Origin of the sequence: Rhodococcus sp. 105337 (assembly GCF_012844225.1) — a bacterium.
In the GTDB taxonomy this organism is placed as follows: domain Bacteria; phylum Actinomycetota; class Actinomycetes; order Mycobacteriales; family Mycobacteriaceae; genus Rhodococcus.
The window spans coordinates 90,542-103,039 of the sequence record NZ_JABAGQ010000011.1; the positions used below are offsets into that span (position 1 = coordinate 90,542).

Annotated in this window: 14 protein-coding genes; 2 read left to right on the top strand and 12 right to left on the bottom strand. The window is 67.0% G+C overall.

The window, feature by feature from the left end; genetic code table 11:
* Nucleotides 1–87: 87 nt before the first annotated feature.
* The 9 genes from HF886_RS16800 to HF886_RS16840 all read right to left on the bottom strand — a co-directional run bounded on the left by HF886_RS16800 (nt 88) and on the right by HF886_RS16840 (nt 8,472).
* Nucleotides 88–447, bottom strand: coding sequence for an NADH-quinone oxidoreductase subunit A (locus tag HF886_RS16800; protein WP_169620050.1), 360 nt, complete (start codon nt 445–447; stop codon nt 88–90).
* Nucleotides 448–712: 265 nt separating this feature from the next.
* A complete protein-coding gene (locus HF886_RS16805) occupies nt 713–1,141 on the bottom strand; it encodes a hypothetical protein (protein ID WP_169652962.1) in 429 nt (142 codons plus the stop codon).
* A 92-nt stretch (nt 1,142–1,233) separates the two neighbouring features.
* Nucleotides 1,234–2,352 (bottom strand): glycosyltransferase, encoded by a 1,119-nt coding sequence (locus tag HF886_RS16810; protein ID WP_346765392.1) that lies wholly within the window; start codon nt 2,350–2,352, stop codon nt 1,234–1,236.
* Between the two features lie 727 nt (nt 2,353–3,079).
* Nucleotides 3,080–3,991, bottom strand: a complete 912-nt coding sequence (locus HF886_RS16815) for a manganese catalase family protein (RefSeq protein ID WP_169652916.1) — start codon at nt 3,989–3,991, stop codon at nt 3,080–3,082.
* 228 nt (nt 3,992–4,219) lie between these two features.
* A complete protein-coding gene (locus HF886_RS16820) occupies nt 4,220–4,504 on the bottom strand; it encodes a hypothetical protein (protein ID WP_169652917.1) in 285 nt (94 codons plus the stop codon).
* Between the two features lie 233 nt (nt 4,505–4,737).
* Nucleotides 4,738–5,406 (bottom strand): methionine ABC transporter permease, encoded by a 669-nt coding sequence (locus tag HF886_RS16825; RefSeq protein ID WP_169652918.1) that lies wholly within the window; start codon nt 5,404–5,406, stop codon nt 4,738–4,740.
* 13 nt (nt 5,407–5,419) lie between these two features.
* A complete protein-coding gene (locus tag HF886_RS16830; RefSeq protein ID WP_346765393.1) occupies nt 5,420–6,493 on the bottom strand; it encodes a methionine ABC transporter ATP-binding protein in 1,074 nt (357 codons plus the stop codon).
* The gene (locus HF886_RS16835) at nt 6,439–7,275 is read right to left on the bottom strand and encodes a MetQ/NlpA family ABC transporter substrate-binding protein (protein WP_169652919.1); all 837 of its coding nucleotides are present in this window, start codon (nt 7,273–7,275) and stop codon (nt 6,439–6,441) included. The genes HF886_RS16830 and HF886_RS16835 overlap by 55 nt, the downstream gene beginning before the upstream one ends.
* 171 nt (nt 7,276–7,446) lie before the next feature.
* Nucleotides 7,447–8,472 (bottom strand): isopenicillin N synthase family oxygenase, encoded by a 1,026-nt coding sequence (locus tag HF886_RS16840; protein WP_169652920.1) that lies wholly within the window; start codon nt 8,470–8,472, stop codon nt 7,447–7,449.
* Nucleotides 8,473–8,817: 345 nt separating this feature from the next.
* Here HF886_RS16840 and HF886_RS16845 point away from each other — a divergent pair, with 345 nt between their 5' ends.
* Both HF886_RS16845 and HF886_RS16850 read left to right on the top strand, forming a co-directional pair.
* Nucleotides 8,818–9,435: a DJ-1/PfpI family protein gene (locus HF886_RS16845; protein ID WP_169652921.1), complete on the top strand. Its 618-nt coding sequence runs from the start codon at nt 8,818–8,820 to the stop codon at nt 9,433–9,435.
* Complete coding sequence (locus tag HF886_RS16850; RefSeq protein WP_169652922.1) at nt 9,432–9,902, top strand: MarR family transcriptional regulator; 471 nt, start codon at nt 9,432–9,434, stop codon at nt 9,900–9,902. The genes HF886_RS16845 and HF886_RS16850 overlap by 4 nt, the downstream gene beginning before the upstream one ends.
* Before the next feature lie 7 nt (nt 9,903–9,909).
* Here the strand turns inward: HF886_RS16850 and HF886_RS16855 are convergent, their stop codons facing one another.
* From HF886_RS16855 to HF886_RS16865, 3 genes are all read right to left on the bottom strand, one after another.
* On the bottom strand, nt 9,910–10,782 hold the full coding sequence (locus HF886_RS16855; protein WP_169652923.1) for an acyl-CoA thioesterase II: 873 nt from the start codon (nt 10,780–10,782) through the stop codon (nt 9,910–9,912).
* On the bottom strand, nt 10,779–12,200 hold the full coding sequence (gene pyk, locus HF886_RS16860; RefSeq protein WP_169652924.1) for a pyruvate kinase: 1,422 nt from the start codon (nt 12,198–12,200) through the stop codon (nt 10,779–10,781). The genes HF886_RS16855 and pyk overlap by 4 nt, the downstream gene beginning before the upstream one ends.
* 84 nt (nt 12,201–12,284) lie before the next feature.
* Entirely contained in the window at nt 12,285–12,455 is a 171-nt protein-coding gene (locus HF886_RS16865) for a hypothetical protein (RefSeq protein ID WP_169652925.1), read from the bottom strand.
* Between the last annotated feature and the right edge of the window lie 43 nt (nt 12,456–12,498).

A 12,498-nucleotide genomic window follows, 5' to 3' on the forward strand; every position in this document is an offset into this window, starting at 1 on the left:
GACTCCTACCACTTGCGTCGTTGGTGTGGATCACTTTCTCGCGCAGCCACTTCGACGACACCGCCCTCGGCCGGTGCGTCACGCGGGCTACTCCCAGGCGAGTCCGCCGCGTTTCCATTCGTAGGCGTACGCGACGAACACATTGACCATGAACAACCCCATCGCGAGCAGTCCGAACACGCCCAGCGCGTCGAAATTCACCGCCCACGGATACAGGAAGACGATTTCGATATCGAAAATGATGAACAGCATGGCCGTGAGGTAGTACTTGACTGGAAAACGTCCGCCTCCGACGGGCTGCGGTGTCGGATCGATGCCGCATTCGTAGGCTTCGAGCTTGGCACGGTTGTAGCGACTCGGCCCGGCTATCGACGCGACGACCACCGAGAACACCGCGAACGCGACAGCGATCGCTCCCAGCACCAGGATCGGTACATAGACGTTCATCGCCACCTCCGGTTCCGCTGACGTCTCCCGGTCGTGCCGTAGTCACAGAACCTCGGTCCCCGGTGCCCGAGCCCGGCAATCCGGGACAACTCGGTCACATGTGAGCTACCGCACACACACTAGTAGCGTTCGTGCCGCAGTTGTCAGCGATTTCGGATGCAGAATTCCGTCGCGCGTGTCCGCTCGGGAGCGAGGTACGGATGGGGTAGGTTCGTGCGCGCCGTTCGGTACGGAGCGGTCGGTTCGGTATCGGCCCGCGGGCGGTTCAGCGGCCGGCCGGACGCAGCAGTCGTACCACTTCACGCGCGAGCGTCAGTGGATCGATCGGGCGCGTGACGACCGCCTCGGCACGTGACCAGGACGCGAGCCACGCGTCATCGGCTCTGCCTGTGAGCACCACGATCGGTGGGCACGGATCGATCTCGTCCTTGAGCTGTTTCGCGATGCCGAGTCCGCCCGCGGGCGCCGTCTCACCGTCGAGTATCGCGAGGTCGACGTCGCCCGCGTCCATATGTGCGATCACCACCGGCGCGGTGGCCACTTCGAGGTACTCGAGCCGGGGCAGGTCGGGGTGCACCCGGTCTCCGAGCGCCGACCTCAACTGCGCGCGCACACCCGCGTCGTCGCTGTAGAGGAGTATCCGCAGCGGCGCGGAGGGGCTGGTGCTGTCGGGCGCGGCGGTCACGCGCCCGATGCTAGAGGCTCACCGGGCGAGCGGGGTGCATCCGGCGGGCGTCGGGACGCGTGTCGCCGGAGGCCGGTCCGAAGCGCTCGCTGCCGCCGGTCTCACAGTGCTCCCGACCGGGAGGCGCCGGCGCGGACCGTGACGGGTTCGGCGAAGGACTGCCGGACGGCGCGTTCGTAGGCACCGACAAGGTCGACGACGGCCCGTCCCCAGGAATAGCGCGTTTCGGCACGATCGCGCCCCGCGACACCGAAAGCGCCGTGCTGCACCGGATCAGCGATCAGTTCCCGTACGGCCGTAGCGACGGCGTGCGGGGAGCGCGGTGGTACGAGGAGCCCGGTCACCCCGTCGACCACGATGTCGCGCAGGCTCGCGACTGCGGTCGCCACCACCGGGCGTCCGCACGCCATGGCCTCGAGCGCCACGATCCCGAACGGTTCGTACCGCGACGGGCACAGCACCACGTCGGCCGAACGCAACAATGCGGGCATCCTGTCTCGCGTGACGTGCCCCTCCATGTGCACTCGCTCGCGCACCCCGAGTTCGTCGGCGAGCGCGAGCAATCGGTCCGTTTCGTCCGCCGCCGCGTCGTCGTGCGCGGCTCCCCCGGCGATGACGAGTTCGGTGTCGGGCAGCAGCGGCAACGCCGTGACGGCGGTGTCGAACCCGTCCTCCGGCGCCGGCCGCCCCGCCGCCACGAGCCGGTACCGTCCACGGGACGACGGGACCGTGCCGAATCCGGCGACGGTGAAGTGGTCGACGTCGACGCCGGACGGGACTACCGACGTCCGTGTTCGTGGCAGACCCATCCGAGACAACTCGAAGACTTGTTCCGAGCACGTCGCGACCACATGATGTGCTCCCTTCGCCAGCACACGTTCGAGCCGCATCCGGCTCGAAAGGTCCACCTCCCCACCGGATTGCAGCGCGGATTCGGCAACGCTGAGGGTGGCGAAGGTCTGCACGGTAGGGAGGGAGAGCGCTCGGGCGGCGAGTTGGGTGGCGATTCCCGATGTCCACGAATGCGCATGCGCGACGTCGGGACGGTGCCGCATCCAGTCCGCTTCCAGGAAGCCTGCGAACGTGCCCATCGTCGGCAGCACTTCGTCTTCCACCAGCGGGGCTGCCGGGCCCGCTGGTACATGGACCACCGTGTATCCGTGAGCTGTGGTGACGCGTTCGGGGAGATCAGGATTGTCGCGCCGGGTGTAGACGGTCACGTCGTGGCCCGCACGGGCGAGAGCGGGCGAACAACTCGGCACTATGCGCTTTCCGGCGGTCCGTGTCCGCACGCCCGCAGGTGGCGAGCGGGCTGATGTCGTCGGATACCATCGCGATTCGCATGATCTTCCTCTTTCTTCTTTCGCGTATTCCGGCGCGAGTGGGCTACTGCTGCCGGCCACGGCCGTAGCGCCGGTGCGCTCGACAGCGGAAGGGCGGGGCCTCCCGCTGCGCGAGCGTTGTGTTCTTCGGATGCCGAGCGGGAGACGAGTCGGCCACTTGCGCTGATCCACCCGGTGATCCCGGGGTGCGCATGGCGAGGACCATGCTGACGACGCTGCCTGCAGGCACAGGACTCGGATCGTTCATCCACCCGTGACCGAGCGCCGGAGCCCATCGGGGGCGTGGAGAACACCTCGTCCAGAGTGCGGCGATGAGCCGTTCGAAATACGTCGGATCCATCAGCAGTGTCGCTTTCGCCTCGCCGGTGCCATGCGCGGCACGCGGTGCATTCGATGCGAGGGCGGCGCACTGCTGGACCGACCTATCGGTACCGGACTTGTACCCGCGGTACGGGAGCACCAAACATGCGACGGGAGGGGCCGACATATGTCGGCCCCTCCCTGGTTCCTGCGCCCGAGCGCCGCTGTGCGTTTCCACTGCGGACCCGAACCACTCCGTGGTGTCCGTGGCCGCCGGGCACCGGCGACCGTCTCCCTCGCCTACTCAGGGTTCGGTGTTGACTGCGTCCTTCATCTTGCCCATCAGCCCCTTCTCCGTGCCCAGCGCAGCCGAACGCGGCTCACCCTGCGACCCGTCATAGGTCGCATACAGCTTCGGATCCGGCGGCGGCGCACTGGCCACATCACCGAGCGGAACCGGATCCGCCAGGAACGACATCGGCGTCGACCCGTCGGGACCGGTACCGTGCGCCCACCGGCCCTGATCCGACGCGACACCGTCCGACAGATGCCACAAGCTCGTGGCATGTTCGGAATGCTCCTCGTCGAACAACGCGTTCGGTGCGATCGGGGACGGCTCGATCCCGTCGGCCTGCAGTTCCTCGATCGCCGCGAGCCACAGATTCTGGTGGTACGTATCGCGCGCCAGGTTGAACTCGAGCATGTCCTTGACACCCGGATCGTCGGTCATGTGATACAAACGCGCGGTTTGTACCCGGCCCTGCGCTTCGGCAGCGACGTTGGCCCGGAAGTCGGCGAGCAGGTTGCCGCTCGCGACGATGAACCGTCCGTTCCAGGGCACACCGTTGCTGTCCGACAGCGTCGGTCCGCCGCCGGAGACGATGGCCTGTTGCGGGTCCATTCCGCCGAGCACGGCCGCGACGACGGGGTCGGCGGCGGCGTTCTTGGTCGATTCGGTGGCCGGTGCGCCTTCGAGGAGCCGGGCGACCATGGTGGCGATCATTTCGACGTGGCCGATTTCTTCGGTGGCGACGTCCATGATCATGTCCTTGTACTTGCCGGGCATCCGGCAGTTCCAACCCTGGAACAGGTACTGCATGGTGACGGTCATTTCGCCGTATGCGCCGCCGACGAGTTCTTGGAGTTTGCGGGCGTAGACGGGATCGGGCTTCTCGGGTTTGACGTCGAACTGGAGGTGATCTGTGTGACGGAACAAGGGTTTCACCTTTCAGGAGGTCGGCGCACAGTGCGTGCAGTAGCGGTGTCGTACCACCGCACAACGCGCCCAAACTCCTGGGGCGGATCTGTCCCTTTTCGGTTCGGCCGATGTCCGTCCCGGGAACACGTCGGCGCCCGGTGCCACACCGGTCGTTGCCCGTCACCGTGAAAACGAATCCGGAGCGCCCCGCGTGTTGCGGACGCGCTCCGGATACGGAGGCATTCATCAGCCGTGACGGATCTCGAATACTCGTGGCGGAGGTGCGATTTCGTGCCGAGCGGGACCCTGGACAGTTCCCCGTCCGATGATCGCGCCGGGCGCGATCATCAGGTGCGCCACGATGATGCACGCTCCGATGAGCAGCGACGAGATCAGCCCCACCGAGTACGAACCGGTGAGTGCGGCAGCGACGAAGCCGATGGTGAGCATGCCGGAAAGAACAAGTATGGCGAGCATCCTCCGCTGCGACGACGGCGCGTTCTCGGATGCCTTTCGACGGTGTGCAGCCATCACGATCTCTCCGTTCCCTCCCTGGAGAACAGTTGCCGGACGCCCCCACGTCCGCACCCCTGCCGACCGATGCCCTTCTCGGTACGACGGTGTGCACCTCCGCTGTCAACGGATTCGGCGTTCTGCTTCCCTTCCGCTCGAAGAGAGCGGGTTTGGTAACGGAAATACTATCAACTGTGACATACATCTCGCAATCGATTAGTGGCTCGTCACCGGCCTGTATCTGTCGACGATCACCGCCGGTGCGCGTAGGCCCGGATGATGCCGTCGCCGACCGATTGCATGATCTGCACCATCACGATCAGCACGACCACGGCAACCAGAAGCACCGGCGTGTTGAACCGCTGGTAGCCGTACACGATCGCGAAGTCGCCGAGTCCGCCGCCGCCGATGACACCGGCCATGGCGGAGTACCCGACGAGAAGGACCAGGGTGAGCGTCGCGCCGGCCACGAGAGGCGAGACGGCTTCGGGCAGGAGAACCTTCCGCACGATCTGCCCGGTCGACGCTCCCATCGCCTGGGCTGCTTCGACCCGGCCGCGCGGCACCTCCCGCAGCGCGGATTCGACGATCCGCGCGAAGAACGGGATGGCCCCGATGGTGAGCGGGACGATCGCCGCCGTCGGACCGATCGCTGTACCGACGATCGCCCGGGTGACTCCGATCAGCGCGATGAGCAGGATCAGGAACGGCAACGACCGGAACAGGTTCACGATCACACCGAGCACCGTATTGAGTGTCCGCCGCGGCAGGAGGCCCGACGGGGAGGTGACCTGCAGGACGATGCCCACCAGCACTCCCCCGATCACCGTGAGCACGAACGACACCGTGACCATGTACAGCGTTTCGAGGGTCGCCTCCCACACTTCGGGCAAGGAGTCGTACCACGTGAGCTTGTTCATCGCGGATGTGACCTCATTCGGTGAGTCCCTCCAGTTCGGTCCCCGCGCCCCACGACAGGGTCAGGTGCGGGTGCTGGTCCACGAATCGTTCGACCCGGGCGTGGTCGGTGTCCGTCGTGAATCGCAAACGCATCCGGCCGACGGTCACGTCGCCCACCTGCTCGACGCGCCCGCCGACGACGGCGATATCGGCGTCCGCAGCCCGGATCATCTGGGACAGCCACGGCCCGTGCGCCGCGTCTCCGATCGCCGTGACCACCGCGGTGTCGGCGCTCGACCCCAGAGAGGGGTCGTCACCGACCGGCAGCATCGCGGCACCGAGCGCAGAGTCGGGCGAGGCGACGAGGTCGGTGATGCGCCCGGTCTCCACGATCCGGCCGGCTTCGAGTCGCGCCGCCGACGTGCAGATTCTGCGTAGCACCCCGAGTTCGTGGGTGATCACCACAACCGTCACGCCCAGGGTGCGGTTCACCTCGGCGACGAGGTCGAGAACCTGCTCGGTGGTGTCGGGGTCGAGGGCGCTGGTCGCTTCGTCGCACAGCAGCACCTCGGGTTCTGCGGCGAGCGCGCGCGCAATGCCGACGCGTTGCTGCTGGCCGCCCGACAACTGGGACGGGTAGCTCTTCTCCTTGCCGGACAGGCCGACGAGGTCGATCAGCGACGCCGCGCGGGCGCGCCGCTCGTCCTTGCCCAAGCCGGCGAGTTCGAGTGGCAACTCGATGTTGCGGAGGACGGTGCGCGAGTGCAGCAGGTTGAACTGCTGGAAGACGGTGCCGATCCGGCGCCGGGCGGAGCGCAGTTCGGCCCCGGAGAGAGTCGACAGGTCGTCCCCGCCGAGAAGGATGCGACCCGACGTGGGCTTTTCGAGGAGGTTCAGGCACCGGAGAAGAGTGGATTTACCCGATCCGGACGGACCCACGATGCCGAAGATCTCTCCGTCCGGGATGTCGAGAGAAACCCCTCGCAACGCCGCGACCTCCCCGGCGCCACCGGCGTCGGGGAAGGTCTTGACGAGGTTGTCGACGACGATCATCAGTTCGTGGGCTGGACCGGAACGACGGAACCCGAGTAGGTCTCCTCGATCCACGCAGCGGTTTCCGGCGACTCGAGAGCGTCCGCGAGTGCGACCACCGCGGGGTCGTTCTCGTTCTCGGCGCGCACGACGAGCAGGTTGGAGAAGGGGTTGCCGTCGACCTGCTCGGTGACGATGCCGTCCTCGGCCGGGGTGAGTCCGGCCTCGAGGGCGTAGTTGGAGTTGATGACGGCGGCGGTGACCTGCGCGTCGTCGAGCTGACGCGCGAGCTGGGGCCGCTCGATCGCCAGGAACTTCAGGTTCTTCGGATTCGCGGTGATGTTCGATTCGGTGACCACCGACAGATCTGCCCGGTCGAACGGCACGTCCATCTCGATCAGCCCGGCCGATTCGAGCAGGTACAGCGCGCGGGCGTAGTTGGTGGTGTCACGCGGCACCGCGATGGTGTCGCCGTCCTTCAACTCGTCGAGCGACCCGATCTTGTTCGAGTACAGGCTCAGCGGCTCGAGGTGCACGTCGGCGACAGCGACGAGATCGTCGACACCGTTCTGCTTCTGCCAGTCGATCAGGTACGGCTCGTGCTGGAAGAAGTTCGCGTCAACGTCACCGGCTTCGAGCAACTCGTTGGGATCGACCTCACCGGTGATGTCGAGGATGTCGAGCTGGTAGTCGCCGAGCGCACCGGTGCTCACGAGGTGATCGAGGATCTCGACGTGCGGCGTGGACGAGGCCGAGATCCGCAGGGTGTTCTCGTCTCCTCCGGACGACGAGCAGGCTGCCAGGCCGAGGGCGAGGGTGAAAGCGGTGGTCGCGACGACGGTACGACGCAGGAACATCGGGTACTACCTTCCGTTGTGGAACTGCCGGTGCTCGGCAGGGTGGAACTGTGGGAGCGCCCCGGACGACGCGGGATCACGCAGTCCGGACGGGTCGGCTCTCAGGCTACGGCGGACGTGTGGTCGGGCCGGACGAATCCGGCGGTGCGGGGGCGGCAGGCGACGACGCGGTCATCGGCCGAGTTCGAACGAGCGGAGCAACTCCGCGTGGTACCGATCGGTGACATTGGGATGAGCACGCAACCGGGATTTGAGCGCGTTCAGTCCGTACACCGCGTGCAGCGCTCCGCCGTGCGCGTCGTGTCCCACGCCCCGCGCCGCGGCCGCCAGATGATCCGGCAGCGGGAGGGTGGGCAGCGCTTTGTCGAGTGCGGGATTGAGGAAGAACGGCAGGGACACCCGATCCGTTCCTGTTGACGGCGGTTCGACGCGGTGGACGGTCGCCGTGAGATATCCGCCGGTGGCCACCTCGAGCAGTTCGCCGATGTTGACGAGAAGGTGCCCCGGGAGCGGATCGACCTCGAACCATGCGCCGTCGCGCTGCACCTGAAAGCCGGTGCTCCCGGGTTCGGGGTACAGAAGGGTCAGCGCGCCGACATCCTTGTGGCTGCCCACTCCCTGGTCGGTCACCGATCGATCGTGGCCGGGATAGCGCACGATCTTGAGCAACGGGTCCGGGTGGGCGAAGGCCTCGTCGAAGAAATCTGCGGGGGCCCCCAGGGATTCGGCCCAGGCGCGCAGCAAGCGGAGACCGACCACCTGGAGTCGGTCCATCCACTCCACTGCTGCCGGGCGCAACTGCGGAACCTGCGCGGGCCACAGGTTCGGTCCGTGGAGCACCTCCCAGGGACGCGCCGGATCGAACTCGGCGACGGCGTCGCGTTCCGGCCCGATGTCGAGTTGTTCGCGCCAGTCGACGTGGCCCTGGGTGCGCTCACCGCCGACCCGGGTGTAACCGCGGAAGTGTGGTGAGTGGCTGTTCTCGACCTCGAGTTTGGCGGCGTCGGGAAGCGCGAAGAACTCGCGGGAGGCAGCAATCAGGCGATCGGCCGCCGCGGGATCGATTCCGTGGCCGGCGAGGTGGAAGAAGCCGATCTCGTGCGTGACGGTGCGAAGACGGTCGAGCGCAGCATCGCGTGTTTCGGGTGCATCGAAGTCGGCGAGATCGATGACGGGAAGTGCCGTCGAATCGGACATGCGGAGGATCCTTTCGAACCGTGGCGGGCTCGGGTGACGAGGCCAACGGCGCACGGTTCGGGGGACGGATTTCGGGCACGGCTCCCGAGGGGGACCTATGCCCCGGTCGGGGGTATCAGCGGCAGGCGCAACAACACGACGTGGCGGCGACGCCCGCACGTGTGTGCATGTCCTGTGCTCGATTCATGCCGAACATGTCCCCTCCGATGGGTCGGGCTCGACCCTAGACGACAGCAAAACCACCGAGTGGTCGATACGAGGCTAATCGTCGACGCGGCGGTCGGGCAAATCGTCCATCTGCGGCACACCGTTGCCAGCACGCTGTCATGCTGACAGCATACTGTCATGAATGGCATCGTGTACTTCGCCGTGTACGACACGCTCGCCGACTGGGAGATCGGATACGCGATGTCGGGCATCGCAGATCCCGACTTCCAACGTCAGCCGGGGCGCTACAGCGTCCGCACCGTCTCGACCGGACGCAACCCGGTCACCACCATGGGCGGCCTCCGCATCGTGCCGGACGTCACACTCGACGAGGTGGATCCGGCCTCCTCCGCAATGCTCGTACTCGCCGGCAACAACATCTGGCCCACCGAGGCGTTCACTCCGTTCACCGACAAAGCGAGAGAGTTCCTCGACGCCGGCGTCCCGGTCGCCGCGATGTGCGGAGCGACCGGCGGACTCGCGCGGGCGGGGCTGCTCGACGACCACGCCCACACGAGCAATGCGAGGGAATTCTTGGAGAGCGTCGGATACGGCGGCGCACACCTCTATCGCGACGATCTCGCCGTCACCGACCGGGACCTCCTCACCGCGAGCGGGATAGCGCCGGTCGAGTTCGCCCGCGCCATCTTCGAGCGTCTCGATCTGTACACACCCGAGGTGCTCACCGCCTGGTACAAGCTCTACGGCGAGCACGACCCGTCGGGATACTACGAACTGACGGCACACGAGGGATGAGCACGACCGAAACCTCGATTCCGGAACTGCTCAGCGCCGCCGCGTTGACATCGTTCCGCCTCAACGGCCAGTTCCTGGACCTCGCGGACACCCTCGCCGCACCCGCGGGCCTGACCGCCTCGCGCTGGCAGGTACTCGGCGCCGTACTCACCACGCCGCTGCCCGTCGCGGGGATCGCACGCGAGATGGGTATCACCCGCCAGAGCGTGCAGCGCATCGCGGATCTGCTCGTCGAGCAGGGTCTCGCGGAATACCGGCCGAACCCGGCGCATCGCCGCGCGAAGCTGGTCGCCGCGACGCCGGCGGGTCTCGAGGCGGTCGCACAGATCGGCCCCGCGCACGCGACGGCCGCGCGCCGTCTGTGCGACGAGATGGGCTGCGACGACTTCGAGGAGGCCGTGTCGGCACTGCGACGGTTGTCGGCGGCGCTCGAGCGGATGACCGGCGATTCCGGCGACCGGGCGTGAGCGTCGCTCAGCGGCGGGACGGGAAGTGCCGCACCAGACCTTCCTGCACGACCGTCGCGACGAGTTGCCCGTCGAGGTCGAAGTACCGGCCCGTCGCCATCCCGCGCGACCCGGCCGCGACCGGCGACTCGGTGGCGTAGAGATGCCAGTCGTCGAATCGGAGCGGGCGGTGGAACCAGATCGAATGATTGACGGTGGCCGCGACGATCCGGTCGAGACCCCACGACAGTCCGTGCGTGGTCAGAATCGAGTCGAGGACCGTGGTGTCGGAACTGTAGGCCAGAGTCGCCGCGTGCAGCAGCGCATCGCCGGGCATCTCACCGTCGGGACGCATCCAGACACGGTTGTGGTTGAGCTTCTCGCCGGTGCCCCGCAGCACCCATGCGGGGTCGTTCGCGTACCGCATGTCGATGGGCTTGAGTGCCCCCGCGAAGTACGGCAACTGTGCCTCGAACCCCTGCAACCGCTCCCCGATGGATGGAAGTGTTTCCGGCAGAGGAACTTCCGGAACCCCGACGGAATGCTCGAGTCCCTTCCCCCAGCGCTGGAACGCCGCGAGCATGACGAACAGTTCCTGCCCGTCCTGGTAGGCGGTCACCATCCGGTTCGCGAAGTCACAACCGTCACGGTGCCGCGCGACCCGGTACTCGATGGGCGCCTTGACGTTTCCGCCCCGGATGAAGTGCGCGTTGATAGCGTGTACCGGCCGGTCTCCGACCGTGCGCCCCGCCGCGACGAGCGCCTGCGCGACGAGCTGCCCTCCGAACGTCCGGGCACCGACCTGCGGGGGATGTTCGCCGCGGAGCACGTCCTCCCCGGTCTGCTCGAGATCGAACAGTCCGAGGAGGACGTGGAGATCCGACGTGTCGACACCCGTCACCGGGTGTCCTTCTCCCCCAGCCGGTGTACGTGGATCAGGTTGGTCGAACCCGTCCGTCCCGGAGGGGCACCTGCGACGATCACCACGAGATCGCCACGCTGGTAACGCCCGAGCGAGAGCAGCGCCGCGTCGACCTGCTCGACCATCTGGTCGGTGGTGTCCACCGGCGGCACGGAGAACGTTTCGGTGCCCCACGTCAGTGCCAGCTGATTGCGAATACTCGGCGCGGGCGTGAAGGCGAGCAGCGGGAGCCTTGTGTGCAGCCGCGCGAGTCGGCGCACCGTGTCGCCCGATTGCGTGAACGCGACGAGTGCGCTCGCATCGAGCCGCTCGCCGATGTCGCGGGCCGCATACGAAATGACGCCGCGTTTCGTTCGGGGCACGTGCGTCAACGCGGGAACGTCGGTCGAATCCGATTCGACTGCCGCGATGATGCGCGCCATCGTCTTGACGGTCTCGATCGGGAACTTGCCCACCGAGGTCTCGCCGGACAGCATGACGGCGTCGGCGCCGTCGAGTACGGCGTTCGCGACGTCGGATGCCTCCGCGCGGGTCGGGCGGGAATTCTCGATCATCGACTCGAGCATCTGCGTCGCGACGATCACGGGCTTGGCGTTCTCCCGGGCGATCTGGATCGCGCGCTTCTGCACCAGCGGGACCTCTTCGAGCGGCAGTTCCACACCGAGGTCGCCGCGAGCGACCATCACCGCGTCGAATGCCAGCACGACCGCTTCGAGGTTCTCGATCGCTTCGGGCTTCTCGAGCTTGGCGATGACCGGGACACGGCGGCCGACACGATCCATGATCTCGTGCACGAGTTCGATGTCGGCCGGGGAACGCACGAACGACAGAGCGATGAAGTCGACACCGAGCTGCAGCGCGAATTCGAGGTCGGCGATGTCCTTTTCGGACAGCGCCGGAACAGAGACGTTCATCCCGGGCAGCGAGACGCCCTTGTTGTTGCTGACCGGGCCGCCCTCGGTCACGCGGCAGACCACGTCGTTTCCTTCGACGGATTCGACCACGAGGCCGACCTTGCCGTCGTCGACGAGCAGCCGGTCGCCGGCGACCGCGTCCTGCGCGAGTTCCTTGTACGTGGTCGAGACGCGGTCGTGGGTGCCTTCGACGTCGTCGACGGTGATGCGGACGAGTTCACCGTTGTTCCAGACGGTGGGGCCGTCGGCGAATCTGCCCAGACGAATCTTGGGTCCCTGGAGGTCGGCGAGCACGCCGACCGCCTTGCCGGACGACTCGGCGGCGGCACGAACGTGGTTGTACTGGAGCTCGTGATCGGCGTGATCTCCGTGGCTGAAGTTCAGCCGCGCCACATCCATGCCGGCGTCGACGAGTTCCCGGAGGACGTCGGGGTCCGAAGTAGCCGGGCCCATTGTGCATACGATCTTGGTACGTCGGGTCACGCCTCGAGCCTAGCCCCCATGGTGCGCGCCCACCATCGGAGTCCGTAACCCGCACGCGCGCACCCGGAGCGGCAGCCCGGTGTGTCAGTCCTTCTGGTCCTCTGCTATTTCGGGTGCGTTCTCCCTGGTCGCCATCCCGCCGGTCCCGCCTTCGTCGGCGGGTCCGGGCCGGCCGCCCTTGGGTGCGCGGGCGTGCGACGCGCTCTCGTCGGTCGTCTTGCCGGGGCCGTCCGAACGGTTCTTCTTCTCTGCCATCACGTCGTCTCCTCATCTACCGGATACATGGACACCGTCGGTC

What these genes read in the sequence shown, in the direction of transcription:
- HF886_RS16840 (WP_169652920.1), bottom strand. Translation starts at nt 8,472, where the DNA reads ATGTCCGATTCGACGGCACTTCCCGTCATCGATCTCGCCGACTTCGAT.
- HF886_RS16820 (WP_169652917.1), bottom strand. Translation starts at nt 4,504, where the DNA reads ATGGCTGCACACCGTCGAAAGGCATCCGAGAACGCGCCGTCGTCGCAG.
- HF886_RS16800 (WP_169620050.1), bottom strand. Translation starts at nt 447, where the DNA reads ATGAACGTCTATGTACCGATCCTGGTGCTGGGAGCGATCGCTGTCGCG.
- HF886_RS16825 (WP_169652918.1), bottom strand. Translation starts at nt 5,406, where the DNA reads ATGAACAAGCTCACGTGGTACGACTCCTTGCCCGAAGTGTGGGAGGCG.
- HF886_RS16845 (WP_169652921.1), top strand. Translation starts at nt 8,818, where the DNA reads ATGAATGGCATCGTGTACTTCGCCGTGTACGACACGCTCGCCGACTGG.
- HF886_RS16865 (WP_169652925.1), bottom strand. Translation starts at nt 12,455, where the DNA reads ATGGCAGAGAAGAAGAACCGTTCGGACGGCCCCGGCAAGACGACCGAC.
- HF886_RS16850 (WP_169652922.1), top strand. Translation starts at nt 9,432, where the DNA reads ATGAGCACGACCGAAACCTCGATTCCGGAACTGCTCAGCGCCGCCGCG.
- HF886_RS16835 (WP_169652919.1), bottom strand. Translation starts at nt 7,275, where the DNA reads ATGTTCCTGCGTCGTACCGTCGTCGCGACCACCGCTTTCACCCTCGCC.